We start from the raw sequence: 12,528 nt of genomic DNA, 5'->3' as shown, positions 1-12,528 counted from the left end.
TGTACCCGTGGGGTAACGTCCGTCCCTTTTGCCGACCCTGGTCACCCTCGGATGATCCGCACCCGATGGCCGACCGACAGCGGAAGGGCTGTCGGGATGAGTGGAATGACCGTTTGGGTAGGGTTGCGTGCGCCGGTTGGGGGATCCACCGGGGACAGCGCGATGTAGACGCAGTCCTGCACGCCCGGCAACGGGAACAGCAACTTCTTGATCGTGGACTCGTGCACCGCCTCGCCGAACGGCCAGCCCGCGCCGTCCTCCCCGCCGGTGACCGGGTGTAGGAACGCGTACAGCGCCCGCTCGGCCCGGTCACGCACCTCCCGCGGGTCGGCACCGGCTGCCGCGACGATCTCGACGTCCACTTCGATGCCCTGGTAGCTGGGCGGCATCACGTGCAGCCGGGCGGCCAGAAGACGCCGCTGGTCGAGGAAGCTCCGGACGGCTTCCAGAGTCGCCGCGGACGGCTGCAGGTCGGCCGGTGACGGCCTGTCCCGGCGGTCCGGCGGTGGCGTCGCCACCAGCAGCACCTGGACGGTGCCGGACTGTTCGTCGGCGATGCAGCGCACCCGGGCCAGCGACGGGTCGGCGCGGCGGGCGAGCTCCTCGTGATCGGCCGCGGTGACCGCCCGGTCGCCGGCCCGGAGCAGGCCGGGGGCCCGTTGCCAGAGCTCGGCCTCGGTCTCGGCGTCGCTGCCACCGCGCGCCGGACCGGGGTTCTCCACCCGGAGGCCGGGAAGAGCCAGGTCGATCTCCTGCAGCGCCCCGGCCGGGACGTTGCCGGCCCCGCCGCCGCCCGTCCAGTAGTCGCGGATGCGGACCAGCGCCCCGGCCGGCGGCACCGGGCCGGTCGCGCGGCGCGACCCGTCTGGCCCGGTCACGGCCGGCGGGAAGAAGATCTCGCCGGCCGCCACGTCGTACCGGACGTGGTGGTCGCCGGGCCGGGTCTCCTCGAACGACTCCACCGGCCGCCAGGCCAGCCAGCCGTCACCGGCCGAGGTCTCGATCACGGGGTCCTGGCCCCGGACGACGGCGGGCCGTTCGCGCAGTCGGAACCGCTGGCCCGAGGTGCCGTCGCTGATGCCGAGCGCCTCCTCAACGATGCGGTGTGCCTGCACGGCGAGGACCACCGCCTCTGCCGTCCGCGCCCGGACCTCGCTTGACACCCGGCCGCCGGATAGTCGCAACCACGCCGCCTCGGCTCCGTCCAACCGGTGGCGGACGTGGCCCGGTCCGACCTCCAGCCACAGCGCGCCGCCGGGCCCTGTCCGGTGAAGGCACGGCTGCCATTCGCCGCCGTCCCAGGACTCGCCCGTGACGGCACCGTCCACGCCGGTCAGCTCCACGGTCGTGTGACCGGCGGGTTCGGCCAGGCCGATCAGCAGCTCAGTCGGCTCCGCGCGCAGTTGGATCACCCGATTGGGGATCACCCGAACGGCTCGAACCGTGGTGAACGGCGCAGAGCCGGCGCGGCCGCCGCTCCCTACGCCCGCTGGGCCGATCTCAGTACCGGCCGGGACGTCGAGCGGGGTGGTGAGTGGACTCTCGAAGGTGAGGCGCAAGTGGGCGTGAGCGGCGCGGGGCCCCCGCGGCCGAAGCCCTATCAGCTCCAGCAGCGGACGGCGCAGACGGTTGGAGATCGCGCCGAGACGGTCGTGCATCTGGTCGACGAGCAGCGCGGCCGACACCAGGACGGCGTCCTCCTCGGAGCTGATTGGACGGTTTGTCCCTGCGTCGATGAGACGTCGGCGCAACTCGGCCCGGGCCTGTTCGACGAGATCGGTGAAGCGGCGATCGTCGAACAGGGGTCGCCGGTCGGTCATCCGTTATCCACCTCTAGGACGGGCCGAAGGGATTCTGTCGCTTCACCGACGAGCCGGGGACAGTTATCCGCAGATGATGTAAGCACGCAGATGCGCGATCCGTCGACTGTGAGGTGAGGCGCTGTGTCCGATTTCGTCCAACCGGTGGTTTTGAGTCCTGAGGACACCACCATCAAGCCGGGGGACTGGCAATGGGGGGAAGAGAGCCGCCGTCTCGTACGGCTGTTGCAGGCGCACGATCTCCGCGTACGGCAAAGCCCCCGCCCGCCGAAGCCGGGCGACAAAGGCCTGGCCACCGATATCATTTTGGCCCTCGGTGCCTCCGGCACGATCGGCGCCACCACCACCGTCCTGCTCAACTGGCTCAACGGGCGCAGCACCCGGAGCCTGACGCTGACCGTTGGCGACGGGGCGGCCAAACGCACGGTGAAGCTGGTCAGCGCGGGGCTGACCGACAGCTCCGTGCGGGCTGCGCTGCTCGCCGCCCTCGGCCGCCCGGCGGAAGGGGAGGGCGGTGCGGAGGCACCGGCCGGGCCGCAGGCCGCCGAAGATCAATGAAGGCCGAGCTTCGATACCGCGCACTGCTGCTCGGCAACGACGAGTTCCCCCGCGAACCGGAGTTGTTTCCCGAGCTCGCAGGGCCGCCGACGGATGTGGAACGGCTGCGCGAGGCGCTGACCGACCCGGAGCGTGGCCTGCACCGGCCCGAGGACGTCATCGTGCACCGGAACCTGGAGATCTCGCCGATGCGCGAGGAGATCGAGATGTTCCTGCACGACGGCCGCCCCGGCGACCAGTTGCTCGTCTACTACTCGGGGCACGGCTGGACGGAGGAGGATGGCGAACTGTACCTGTGCACCCGTGACACCACCCGCCGGGCCATCCAGGCCACCACGATGAGCGCCGCCGACCTGGCCCGGCAGGCGCAGGCCAGCCGCGCGACCGCCAAGATCGTCGTGTTGGACTGCTGCAGCTCCGGCAACTACCGGTTCAAGGGCCCGGTGCCCGGCCGCGTCTTCAACGGCCGAGGCGTCGCAGCCCTGACCAGTTCCCAACCTGACCGACCCAGCAGAGACGCCGACGCTCCGGGGCGGCCCAGTCAATTCACCGGCCACCTGGTCGCCGGGCTGCGCGGTGCGGCGCAGGGCCGCGATGGCTACCTGATACTCAGCGACCTCTACGACTACGTGTACGAGCGCATGACCGCTGAGGGTGCAATTCGACCGACTTACCACAACAAGCTCGTCGGCCTCGTGGCCCTCGGCCGCGCGCGCACGGTTCGCGGGCCTGCAGCTGACCCCGGACGGGCGGCCGAGCGGCTGAGAGCGGCCATCGAGCTCGAGACGGTCAATCGCGCGGCGGCGGTGCGCTCGCTGCGCGAGCTCAGCGGGGACGGCAGCAGCAGCTGGGGAATCCTCGCGGCCCTTCGGCTCGGCGAGCTCGCCACCGCGGACGGCGACGACGCGACGGCGGTCAAGGCGTACGCCAAAGTCGTCGCCGCGGGCGACCCGCGCTGGGCCGCCGAGGCCGCCTACCGCCAGGGTTCTCGGCTCGCGGCCATGTGCGACATCGACCGGGCCGCCGAGGCATGGCGGCAGGCGGTCGATCTGGACGACCTACGCTGGTCGCCCGCTGCCGCTCGTGAGCTCGGACGCCTGCTCTGCGGCGCCCCGGCGACCGCTCCGGCCGGGCTCGGCTACTACCGCCAGGCGCTAGCCACCCTGGACGATCCGGGCCTCACGCTGGAGGCCGGCGACGCCTTGCGCGCCGTCGGCCGGCACGCCGACGCCCGCGCGCTCTACCGACGCCTCGCCAACCGGCCGGACCCGCCCTGGCCGGGGATCGGAGCCGAACGGCTCACCGGATTGCCGTCGCCCACGGCCGCGCCTACGGGACGGTGAGCGGCCTCGTGCTCCTTTTGCCATATTGGCCCACTGCGGCACCGTCCCCAAGGATTGGTGATCGTGGCCGCCGCCCCGGCCGCGCCAGCCGAGAGTCAGTGCTGAGACCAGAGCCGGCCTGGCCGGACGCAGTCGGCGTCGGCGCGGTCGACCACGAGAATGGTCTCTCCGGTGCGTTGCGCACGCGGCGTGGGGTGGTCGACGCTGAGGACGTGGATGGGATGGCCGCTGGCGTCGTCGCGCAGGCTCGGAATGCCGACGAATTCGCGGTTTCGGGTCGTTCCGACGGCGATCAGTCCGCCACGGGTGGCGATGTCGAAGACTTCGTTGACGAGGAACTGCACGGCGATCATGGCGCAACGTTCCTATGTTGTTCCTGAGCGCTCGGTTATGTGGCTTGGATGAGCACTGTGCCGCTCTGGATGGTGTCGGCGAGGGCGGCGTCGATGGCGACAGTGGTCTTGTCCGGCGCGCTGTGAAGCTCGATGGACCGTACGACCGCGGTGGCAACCTGAATGTTGCCGTGCGTGACTGCCAGCTCGTCGCCGATGTGGAGTTCGTCGCCTTCGAGCCGGCCGGTTACGAAGGCCCACGGGCGGCTGGAGGTTCTGTGCACGTTCTCGACGATGAGGCGGGTCATGACCGGTTTCCCCTCCAGGTGGCGACAAATCCGTCCTCGGCCGCGTAAGCCTCATCCTCCAGCGGTCCCGTCATGGTCGTGATCCGCCCCTGCTGATGTTGAACGACGTGCACACTTTCATGACCCAAGGTTCGCACCAAGGTTTCCTCGTCCTGGAATGCGGCCGGTCCGAGCTGTACGCCTAACGAGTCAGTTCTCGCCACCGCTCCCTGGAAGTCGAGGTAGGCGACGTCATCTGCGCTTTCCACCACCTCGACCGGCATCCCACGGAAGTCGACCCCGGCCAGCTCGGCGTAGTGCTGGATGGTCTCCGGCGTACGCGGCAAACCGACGCCTTGCTCGAGGACCTCCCGATTCGACAAAGCACCTGATCGCGAATGCAGGACCACGCCCGCGTCTCTTCCGCCGCCCGGCCGCTCTCCCGCAGCCGCGTGGAGTCGGTCGCGTACGGCCTGGTCGTTGCTGTGGTGGTCCTTGAGGTTTTGCTCAATCGCGTCGGCGCCCTTCTCCGCCAGGCTCCTGGTGGTGGCTGCCGCGTTCTCCAAACCCTTGGCCACGCTGTCGGCGATGGCTTTGACGGCGGCTCCGATCCTGCCTCTGGGCATCAGAAGTCCAGAGCTCTGATCTTGGCTGCGAAAGTAGTGCCGTGCTGCCCGATCATGACCGCCTGTTGGCGGAGCGCGGCGACCTGGAGCGTCACCGCTTCGGGGTCGATGGAGAATCCGCCGGGTTCGTCCACCTGAGCGCCTGACTTTGACCAGTCCAGCCCACTCAGCGCGTCTTCGATCTTGGCTAGCAGCGGCTTTGCGGCGGCCTCGATGACCTTGCTGATGATGTACTGCTCCAGGTCGGCGGCGAGGGAGTCGACGACCTTCTCCGCGGCCGCGATGATCAGCGGCACGGCGGCCTCGGCCAGACCGGCGGTTGCGATCGCGGCGGCCTGATCGGCGATGAGTGCCGCGGCCATGTCCACCAGGATCACGACGGCTTCGGCCTTCTGCGCCATGACATACCCGGCGGCCACGTCGAGCGCGTCGGCCAGCACGTGGCAGGCGGTCAGGATCTCGTCGACGTGCCGGGCCGACAGCTTGGCCCAGCCCGAGGTCATCGCGTCGGTTGCCGAGCCCTGGTACGCCGCGGCGATGCCCTTCACCGCCTGGGTGGCTTCGTCATGGGTTGTCTGCACGGCTGTCGCGAAGTCGCGCGTGAACGCGGCGAAGTCGTGCAGGGTGTCCTCGTCGATGTAGGGCTACGGCACACCGATGACGTTGAGCAGATTCACTACCGGCAGTGGCAAGTCATCGATTGCCATAAACGCCACTCTAGGGCCGCGGCCCAAAGGGGCGCTCCGGTGGTGCTCCGTACGTCGTTGGCACCCGACGGCACCGGTAAGGCCTGTCCGGAACTGAGCAGCATCGCGAGCGAAAATGCCCGGAATTTGCTCCGCGCGTCCTCCGACCAGCGCCGGAAGCCCCGCCGACGCCCCCGACGGCACTGGTTGGGACCCCAGGGGACGCCCGAGCACGCATGAGAACGCCCTGGTAGGTACGATATGGGCCGCAGGCCCTCGTAGCTCAGGGGATAGAGCATCGGTTTCCTAAACCGTGTGTCGTAGGTTCGATTCCTACCGGGGGCACCACGTCTGACCCACAAGGAGGCGGCGACCTGGCCGCCTCGCAATTTGTTCAGCGAACGCTGATGGTCACGGTCGCCGTGCTGGTCTTGGCCGGAAGCTTGGCCATCTCGACCGCCAGGAATTCACCCTCGTCCTGCCGGCCGTTGGCCGGCGAGATTTTCGCGTGCAGGGTGAACGGGGTCGTCGCGGACTGCATCAGGCCGTCGATGCCGAAGTCGCTGTCGTTGGACAGGATGATGGTGCGGCCGCCGTTGAGCTGGGCCACGCCCTCGATCTTGTCGTGGGAGAAGAACTTCGCCTGCGGGTCGAGTGACGTCAGCAGCGCGGTGACGTCGAGGAACGGCGCCTTTGACACCGGTTTCACGTCGGCCGCGGCCAGGGTTGCGGTGGCGGTCGCCGTGTCCGTCTTGCCGACCGTGTGTTCGATGCTGCCGCCGTTGATGAGGTAGCCGCCCTTGGACGCGTCGTAGCCGGGAGCCGCCGGGCCCACATCCGTTGCGCCGGTCAGGTCGATTTTGAAGAGTTTTTTGAAGGCCGACGGCGGGAATTTGCCGTCGCGTTCGTCGACCAGGAACGTGGTGGCCGACAGGGCGGTGATCTCGCTGACCGCGGTGCCGGTGTCGTTCGGGTCGTCCAGCAGGTAGAGGTATTCGTGGGTGGCGTGGCTGCGCAGGTTGATCGTGACGATGCGCAGCGTGGTGACGTTGCCGGGCTTCTGGGTCAGGTCGGGTTGTTGCAGCGCCGACTGCATGACGCCGACCAGGGTCCGGCCGTCGGGGGTGACCGTCAAACCTTCCATGCCCTTGTTGGGCACCCGGTTCTTGAGTTCGGGCGGCAGGCTGCCGTCGTACGGGGAGAAGCGGCCGACCTGGCGGCCGTTGCGGTCGAAGTGGGTGATCAGCGGGCCGTACTCGTCGGACACCCAGAAGGTGCCGTCGCGCAGGGCGACCAGGCCTTCCGAGTCGTAGCCGGTGGCGTCGCCGGGCAGGGCCTTGCCGTTCAGATCGGTGATGGTTTCGCCGGTGTTGGCGACGTTGTTGACGTGACCGGTGTACGGGGTGCCGTCCGGCAGGCGCAGGGTGATCGTCTTCTCCAGGACGGCCTTGCCGTCGCCGTCGAAGCGGAACTTGCCGATCTGCGGGTGGAAGTCGGGCAGCGGTTCGACCTTGGTGCCGTTGGGGCCGTCCACGTTGGGGCCGCGGTCGGTCAGGCCGTAGAACTCGTGGGACCGGCCCGGGACCCGGGGTGAGGGAGGAGCCGTAGCCGCCACCACCGATCGTGACGCCGCCGATGGTGGCGAGCGGGGCGATGTGCGTGGAGTAAAGCTTCACCGCGTCACTCACGGTGTAGGTGAATGTGTCGGTGCCCCGGAAGTCCTTGGCCGGGACGTACCGGAATGAGCCGTCCGCGTTGAGCGTGAGCGTGCCGTGCGCCGGATCGGTGTGGTCGATCAGGGTGAGCGGGTCGCCGTGGTCGTTGCCGAGGACGCCTTGACGCGGGTCGACGGTGGTCGCGCCGGAAGTGCGGTAGGCGTCGTTGCGGGCGGCGAGTGACGGCGCGTGATGTGCGCTGGCCGCACCGGGCGTCACCAGGGTCAGCGCGAGTGCGCCGGCGCCGGCGAGTGCGAGCCCGCGGCGGGAAGCGAGCCGCGCGCGGGCGCGGCGGATTGAACGGGTGTCCATGCCCGGAGTCTCGGGCGGCCGGATGACCGGCGGATGAACGGTGAATGGAAACCGGGCTCTGAGATCGCGGGACCGGGCGGCCTCGGCGGCCCGGTCCCGCCACCAATCACCCGGGCGGGCCGGCAAAGCGAGGCCGATTGCGGTTTCATCGACCAGGGCCACGCGTACGCCATCACGCGTCGCGGCGTACCGGAAATGCGCGAGACAAAGTCACATAGACCGCTCGTGCCGTTTCCGCCGCCGCGGGGCTCGCCGAAGAACAGATTGCTCGCATATCGCCTCAGCCTCAGCTCAGTGGGGTCGTGATACAACCCCGGCATGCGCATTTTGTTCGTGGCGGCGCCGCTCCAAGGGCATCTGCTGCCTCTGGTTCCGCTGGCCGCGGCCTGCCGGGACGCCGGCCATGACGTGATTCTGGCCAGTGGCGGGTTCCCGACCGACGTCATGGGCTTGCGCACGGCCGACATCGGGGCTGGGTTCAATCTGGCCCGCAGTGCCATTAGGGTCGCTCTGCGGCATCCGGGCATCGCACGGGCCGAAATGAGCGGAACAGCCGGACAGGCAATGGTCGGCGAGCTTTTCGGCCGGGCCAATCTGGTGCTCGTCGAGCCGTTGGAGGCGCTGGCGTCGAGGGAAAGGCCGGATCTGATCGTCTTCGAACCGCTGGCCGAGGCCGGGGCGGTCGTGGCCGGACGGTTGTCAATTCCGTCGGTGCTGCAGGAAAACACGCTGTGGCCGGCCACCGAACTGTTCAAGGGCGTGACCGGGTCGTCGGTGCTGGCCAAGTTCGACATTCCCAATCCGGAGCTGACGATCGCGGTGACCCCGGCCAGTCTGCGCGGCGGCCCATTGCCGGGTGCGGTTCCGATGCGGCCGGTTCCGTTCTCCGGCGGCGGCTCGATCCCGGACTGGTTGCTGACGCCGGGCGACCGGCCGCGGGTGCTGGTCAGCCGGAGCACGCTGAAGGGGCCGAACGACGGCGACCCGATGCCAGCCGTCATAGCGGCAGCGACGTCCGTCGATGCCGAATTCGTTCTGGTGCGGCCGGCGAAGGCAACCGGCCTTCCCGCGAATGTGCGGGCCGTCGACCGGATCCCCCTCGACCGGGCCCTGCCGCATGCCGCCGCCTTCATTCACCACTCCGGGGCGGGGAGTGTGCTCGGCGGGCTGGTCGCCGGGGTCCCGCAATTGACCACCCCGGGAGCGGGCGACCGCCGTTACAACGCGCGAATGCTGGCCGACCGCGGAGCCGGATTTGCCGTCGATGCCAAGGCGATCGGCGCCGCCGACCTGACCCGTTTGCTGACCGACGAATCGCTGCGCGCGGCGGCTCAGGAGGTCGCCATCGAGATCGCCGAAATGCCGCCGCCGTCTGAAGTGGTGCCTGAGCTCGAGAAGCTCGTCCGAGGCTGAATCGTTCGCACGGACCGCCTCGATGGCGCCGCTCTGATGTCATGGAGGACGACCGGGAGGTTCCGATGAACGTCGAAGACCCGACCGCCAAGTCCCGTCGCTTCTGGGACGACGTCGCCCCGCGCTACGACCGGGCCATGCGTCTTCTGGAGCGCTACCAATTCCGAGGCGGCCGTGAATGGGTGTGCTCGCGGGCCCGCGGCGACGTTCTCGAGGTCGCCGTCGGCACCGGCCTCAACCTCGGCCTCTATCCGCCCGGCACTCGCCTGACCGGCGTTGACCTGAGTCCGGAAATGCTGGCGCGGGCTCGTTCCCGATCGGCTGCGATCAATGCGCCGATCGAGCTGAAGGAGGCCGACGTGGAGGCGCTGCCGTTCGGCGACGGCACTTTCGACACGGTGGTGTCCACATTGGCCATGTGTGCGGTGCCCGATGAGCGCGCGGCCGTTCTGGAGATGCGCCGGGTGCTGCGGCCAGGCGGCCGGCTGCTGCTGCTCGACCACATCGGCAGCAATTGGTGGCCGATCCGGGCCGGTCAGCGACTGATGGAGATCTACACGATTCCGCACGGGGGCGAGCACATGACGCGGCGGCCGCGGCCGGTCGTCGAGCAGGCCGGGCTCGTCATCGAGGAATCGGAGCGGCTCAAGGCGGGCACGGTCGAGCGGATCAGCGCTAGGAAACCGTGAGGAATTCGCCGAGAAAGCGGGCCTCGTCGAGCAACTGGGCGGCCCGATCGGCGTGCCCGGCCCGGTCGTAATCGGCGGCGGCCTCTTCGCGGGAGGCGATTTCATCGCGCACGATCTGCGCGATGTCGTCGGGGGAGAGCACCCGGCGTTCGGCCTCGGCGGCACCGACACCGATTGGCGACTGCTCGATTGCGAGGCCCTTGGTCTCGGCCGGGACGACGGCTTCCGCGTTGTCAATGGCGGCCAGCGTGGACCGCAGCACGCCGACGGCGAGCCGATCGCGGGCCTTCATCGCGGCGGGCAGGGCTTGGCGGAGTTGCTCACGAATCGAGACGGACACGGTTCGTCAGATTAGCCGAACGCCGCTTTCAAATGCGGCAGGAGCGCTTCCAGCGCCGCGCTGACCCGAGGGCGCCAAACGAGCGCGAGCAGGGCGGCAATCGGGACTCCGGTGATCGGCACCGCTTTCAGATCCGGAAAGTCGGCGGCCATCGATTCGCTCAGGACCGCCACGCCGAAACCGCGGGCGGCGAGACTCGCCACGGCGCCGGGCGCCGATGCGGCGAGCGCGAGATCGGGGATCAGACCCTGCGACAGGAAGGCTTCGTCGAAAACGGCACGGATGCCGGTGCCTTCCGGCAGGGTGACGAGCGGGTACGCGGTGAGCTCCTCGACGGAAACCGCGTCCCGGCCGGCGAGTTCTGAATCGGGCGGGGCCAATGCGATAAGCCCTTCCCGGGCGATGACGTGGGAAGCCAGATGCTCCGGGGCGTCGCCGGCCAGACCGACCAGCGCGATGTCGTAGAGCGAGACCCGCACGCCGGTCACCAACTGGTCGGAGTTGTCCTCGGCCAGCTCGAGTTCGATGGCCGGATGCGCGCGGTGGAAGGCGGCCAGGGCGGCGAAGAGCGGCTTCACCTCACAGCCGATCACCATGCCGATCGTCAGGTGGCCGCGCACCAGCCCCTGAACCTGGTCGACGGTCTGCCTCAGGCCGGCCGCGGCGTCCAGCGCGGCTTTCGCGTACGGCAGGGCCTCGCGCCCCGCCTCGGTGAGGCGGGCGGTGCGCCCGGACCGGTCGAAGAGCTCCGCCCCGAGCTCCTTTTCCAGGGCTTTGACCTGCGCACTCACCCCGGATTGGCTGATTCGCACCCGGGCTGCCGCGCGGGTGAAGTTGGCCTCGTCGGCGACCGCGGCGAAGTACTCGAGCTGGCGAAGTTCCATAACCACAGATTCTAGTTACGACAAGAACCATCTGTTGGACTGCTGAGGCCGACCGCGGAAGGGTGGCGTCATGAACGAACGACAGAAGGCCATGAAGCCCGAAGACCTGACCCGCCTCTTCGTCGAGCGGGCCAACGCCAGAGACGCGGCCGGCCTGGCCGAGCTCTACGAGGAAGGCGCGGTCATGGCCTACCCTCCCGGCGGCCAGACCGTCGGCCGAGCCGCGATCGAGAAGCTATGGGCCGAGCTGTTGCCCAAGATGCCGGAGATCAAGCCCGAGCAGCCATTGCCGACGCTGATAAGCGGCGACCTCGCCCTGACCTCGACGCCGCCGCGTGACGGCTCCGGTGCCCGTGCGCAGGTGGTGCGCCGCCAGGCCGACGGCTCGTGGCTGCGGGTGCTCGACCAGCCCGAGTTCGTCACCCCGGGCAGTCGATGAGGCGGTGTCGCTGTGGTGGTGCCGACGGGGGCAATGGCACCACCACAGCGCACGGGGAACGGGGCACAGGGGTTGGTGCGGTGAAACTATCTAGCTCAGAGCGCGATCCGCTGACCGGGGAAGATCAGGTTCGGGTCGTTGATGATGCCGCTGTTGAGCTTGGCCAGCGAGTGCCAGCCGCCCTTGACCTGATAGCGCGAGGCGATGGCCGACAGCGTGTCGCCCGAACGCACCACATAGGTCTTGCCGGTCGCCTTGACCGACGCCGACCGGACGACCCGGTTGGTGGTCGCCTTGTGCTGGCTCGACTTCGACGACTTGTGGGTCACCGACTTCGAGGTGTTGCTCGACTTGGTGCTGTGCGACTTCGAGCTGTGCGACTCGCTGTGCGAGCCGCTGGTGTTGCTGCCCGAGTAATGCTTGGTCGAGCCGCCCTTCTTGCCGCACACCGGCCAGGCGCCGATGCCCTGGCCCCGCAGAACCTTCTCGGCGATCGCGATCTGTTCCGACCGGCTCGCCTTGTTGGCCGTGCTGGCGTACTTGCCGCCGCCGTACGCCTTCCAGGTGCCCTTGGTGAACTGCAGGCCACCGTAGAAGCCGTTGCCCGTGTTGATGCTCCAGTTACCACCGGACTCGCACTGCGCGACGGCGTCCCAGTTCACGCTGGACGCCTGCGCCGGCGAGGCCGGCCCGAGCAGGGCGGCGGTGCCCGCCACGCCCGCGGCGGTGATGCCGAGGGCAATACGGGCATGCTTTCGAATCTGTGCCATGACAGAAATTCCTCCACGCCTGCGAGGTCAGCTGTCGGGTTCGGGCTGAGGTGCCCGGCCGCGGTTGGCGGCTTCACCCCGAGGCGCGCACCAGCGCGCCGAGGAACTTTTGGGTCCCCCGCTCCATGCCTTGGGTCAATTTCCGTCGGGCGGCGGCAAGGACTCGGCGATCCGCCCACGGTGTCCACGATGGCGGACCCGACCGAACCTAGCCGGACGAATTCGGCGACCGCCAAGTTAAGGTGACCTTGTTCTCAGTAATTGACCTATTTGATCTTTCTTTAGGACGAGTATGACCGATATGTGGAGTCCTT

Annotated in this window: 14 protein-coding genes, 1 tRNA gene, 1 pseudogene and 1 riboswitch; of the genes and pseudogenes, 6 read left to right on the top strand and 10 right to left on the bottom strand. The window is 68.9% G+C overall.

Translation table 11 applies throughout. The annotated features are described in order from the left end of the window. Positions 1 to 41: 41 nt before the first annotated feature. Entirely contained in the window at positions 42 to 1,820 is a 1,779-nt protein-coding gene (locus ACIA5C_RS31700) for a putative baseplate assembly protein (RefSeq protein ID WP_396061339.1), read from the bottom strand. Between the two features lie 123 nt (positions 1,821 to 1,943). Between ACIA5C_RS31700 and ACIA5C_RS31695 the strand changes: the two genes are divergently transcribed. Both ACIA5C_RS31695 and ACIA5C_RS31690 read left to right on the top strand, forming a co-directional pair. Continuing rightward, on the top strand, positions 1,944 to 2,378 hold the full coding sequence (locus ACIA5C_RS31695; RefSeq protein ID WP_396061337.1) for a hypothetical protein: 435 nt from the start codon (positions 1,944 to 1,946) through the stop codon (positions 2,376 to 2,378). Next, a complete protein-coding gene (locus ACIA5C_RS31690) occupies positions 2,375 to 3,721 on the top strand; it encodes a caspase family protein (RefSeq protein WP_396061334.1) in 1,347 nt (448 codons plus the stop codon). Before ACIA5C_RS31695 ends, ACIA5C_RS31690 begins: the two co-directional genes overlap by 4 nt. 95 nt (positions 3,722 to 3,816) lie before the next feature. Here the strand turns inward: ACIA5C_RS31690 and ACIA5C_RS31685 are convergent, their stop codons facing one another. Genes ACIA5C_RS31685 through ACIA5C_RS31670 form a run of 4 tightly spaced genes read right to left on the bottom strand, consistent with a single transcriptional unit; the run spans position 3,817 to position 5,547 of the window. After that, complete coding sequence (locus tag ACIA5C_RS31685) at positions 3,817 to 4,074, bottom strand: hypothetical protein (protein WP_396061331.1); 258 nt, start codon at positions 4,072 to 4,074, stop codon at positions 3,817 to 3,819. Between the two features lie 35 nt (positions 4,075 to 4,109). After that, entirely contained in the window at positions 4,110 to 4,361 is a 252-nt protein-coding gene (locus ACIA5C_RS31680) for a hypothetical protein (RefSeq protein WP_396061328.1), read from the bottom strand. Continuing rightward, positions 4,358 to 4,966 (bottom strand): hypothetical protein, encoded by a 609-nt coding sequence (locus ACIA5C_RS31675; RefSeq protein WP_396061326.1) that lies wholly within the window; start codon positions 4,964 to 4,966, stop codon positions 4,358 to 4,360. The genes ACIA5C_RS31680 and ACIA5C_RS31675 overlap by 4 nt, the downstream gene beginning before the upstream one ends. Then, complete coding sequence (locus tag ACIA5C_RS31670; RefSeq protein WP_396061323.1) at positions 4,966 to 5,547, bottom strand: hypothetical protein; 582 nt, start codon at positions 5,545 to 5,547, stop codon at positions 4,966 to 4,968. Before ACIA5C_RS31670 ends, ACIA5C_RS31675 begins: the two co-directional genes overlap by 1 nt. A 377-nt stretch (positions 5,548 to 5,924) precedes the next feature. On the opposite strand from ACIA5C_RS31670, the gene ACIA5C_RS31665 reads away from it, so the two are divergent. After that, a tRNA-Arg gene (locus tag ACIA5C_RS31665) sits at positions 5,925 to 6,000 on the top strand. Between the two features lie 46 nt (positions 6,001 to 6,046). On the opposite strand, the gene ACIA5C_RS31660 is transcribed toward ACIA5C_RS31665, so the two are convergent. Then, on the bottom strand, positions 6,047 to 7,267 hold the full coding sequence (locus tag ACIA5C_RS31660; protein WP_396061320.1) for an esterase-like activity of phytase family protein: 1,221 nt from the start codon (positions 7,265 to 7,267) through the stop codon (positions 6,047 to 6,049). A 58-nt stretch (positions 7,268 to 7,325) separates the two neighbouring features. Continuing rightward, a pseudogene (locus ACIA5C_RS31655) lies at positions 7,326 to 7,679 on the bottom strand (Ig-like domain-containing protein); the annotation flags it as partial. Positions 7,680 to 7,997: 318 nt separating this feature from the next. On the opposite strand from ACIA5C_RS31655, the gene ACIA5C_RS31650 reads away from it, so the two are divergent. Both ACIA5C_RS31650 and ACIA5C_RS31645 read left to right on the top strand, forming a co-directional pair. Next, positions 7,998 to 9,092: a nucleotide disphospho-sugar-binding domain-containing protein gene (locus ACIA5C_RS31650; RefSeq protein ID WP_396061318.1), complete on the top strand. Its 1,095-nt coding sequence runs from the start codon at positions 7,998 to 8,000 to the stop codon at positions 9,090 to 9,092. A 65-nt stretch (positions 9,093 to 9,157) separates the two neighbouring features. Further along, positions 9,158 to 9,781, top strand: coding sequence for a class I SAM-dependent methyltransferase (locus tag ACIA5C_RS31645; RefSeq protein WP_396061316.1), 624 nt, complete (start codon positions 9,158 to 9,160; stop codon positions 9,779 to 9,781). Here the strand turns inward: ACIA5C_RS31645 and ACIA5C_RS31640 are convergent. Then, positions 9,768 to 10,121 (bottom strand): hypothetical protein, encoded by a 354-nt coding sequence (locus ACIA5C_RS31640; RefSeq protein ID WP_396061313.1) that lies wholly within the window; start codon positions 10,119 to 10,121, stop codon positions 9,768 to 9,770. The two genes, ACIA5C_RS31645 and ACIA5C_RS31640, sit on opposite strands and share 14 nt — an antisense overlap. An 11-nt stretch (positions 10,122 to 10,132) precedes the next feature. Continuing rightward, positions 10,133 to 11,005, bottom strand: a complete 873-nt coding sequence (locus ACIA5C_RS31635; protein ID WP_396061310.1) for a LysR family transcriptional regulator — start codon at positions 11,003 to 11,005, stop codon at positions 10,133 to 10,135. A gap of 91 nt (positions 11,006 to 11,096) precedes the next feature. Between ACIA5C_RS31635 and ACIA5C_RS31630 the strand changes: the two genes are divergently transcribed. Continuing rightward, positions 11,097 to 11,444 (top strand): YybH family protein, encoded by a 348-nt coding sequence (locus tag ACIA5C_RS31630; RefSeq protein WP_396061594.1) that lies wholly within the window; start codon positions 11,097 to 11,099, stop codon positions 11,442 to 11,444. A gap of 95 nt (positions 11,445 to 11,539) precedes the next feature. Here ACIA5C_RS31630 and ACIA5C_RS31625 read toward each other — a convergent pair whose 3' ends face one another. Continuing rightward, positions 11,540 to 12,214, bottom strand: coding sequence for a transglycosylase family protein (locus tag ACIA5C_RS31625; protein ID WP_396061308.1), 675 nt, complete (start codon positions 12,212 to 12,214; stop codon positions 11,540 to 11,542). A 1-nt stretch (position 12,215) separates the two neighbouring features. Continuing rightward, positions 12,216 to 12,382: riboswitch (cyclic di-AMP (ydaO/yuaA leader) on the bottom strand. Positions 12,383 to 12,528 lie beyond the last annotated feature (146 nt).

The sequence above is a fragment of the Actinoplanes sp. NPDC051343 genome, assembly GCF_044455125.1.
Taxonomy (GTDB): domain Bacteria; phylum Actinomycetota; class Actinomycetes; order Mycobacteriales; family Micromonosporaceae; genus Actinoplanes.
Note: the sequence above shows the minus strand (reverse complement) of the source record. Positions and strands in the feature narration are given on the sequence as shown.

Coding starts and splice junctions, on each gene's coding strand:
- ACIA5C_RS31700 (WP_396061339.1), bottom strand. CDS start 1,820: ATGACCGACCGGCGACCCCTGTTCGACGATCGCCGCTTCACCGATCTC.
- ACIA5C_RS31690 (WP_396061334.1), top strand. CDS start 2,375: ATGAAGGCCGAGCTTCGATACCGCGCACTGCTGCTCGGCAACGACGAG.
- ACIA5C_RS31685 (WP_396061331.1), bottom strand. CDS start 4,074: ATGATCGCCGTGCAGTTCCTCGTCAACGAAGTCTTCGACATCGCCACC.
- ACIA5C_RS31680 (WP_396061328.1), bottom strand. CDS start 4,361: ATGACCCGCCTCATCGTCGAGAACGTGCACAGAACCTCCAGCCGCCCG.
- ACIA5C_RS31675 (WP_396061326.1), bottom strand. CDS start 4,966: ATGCCCAGAGGCAGGATCGGAGCCGCCGTCAAAGCCATCGCCGACAGC.
- ACIA5C_RS31650 (WP_396061318.1), top strand. CDS start 7,998: ATGCGCATTTTGTTCGTGGCGGCGCCGCTCCAAGGGCATCTGCTGCCT.
- ACIA5C_RS31645 (WP_396061316.1), top strand. CDS start 9,158: ATGAACGTCGAAGACCCGACCGCCAAGTCCCGTCGCTTCTGGGACGAC.
- ACIA5C_RS31635 (WP_396061310.1), bottom strand. CDS start 11,005: ATGGAACTTCGCCAGCTCGAGTACTTCGCCGCGGTCGCCGACGAGGCC.
- ACIA5C_RS31630 (WP_396061594.1), top strand. CDS start 11,097: ATGAAGCCCGAAGACCTGACCCGCCTCTTCGTCGAGCGGGCCAACGCC.
- ACIA5C_RS31625 (WP_396061308.1), bottom strand. CDS start 12,214: ATGGCACAGATTCGAAAGCATGCCCGTATTGCCCTCGGCATCACCGCC.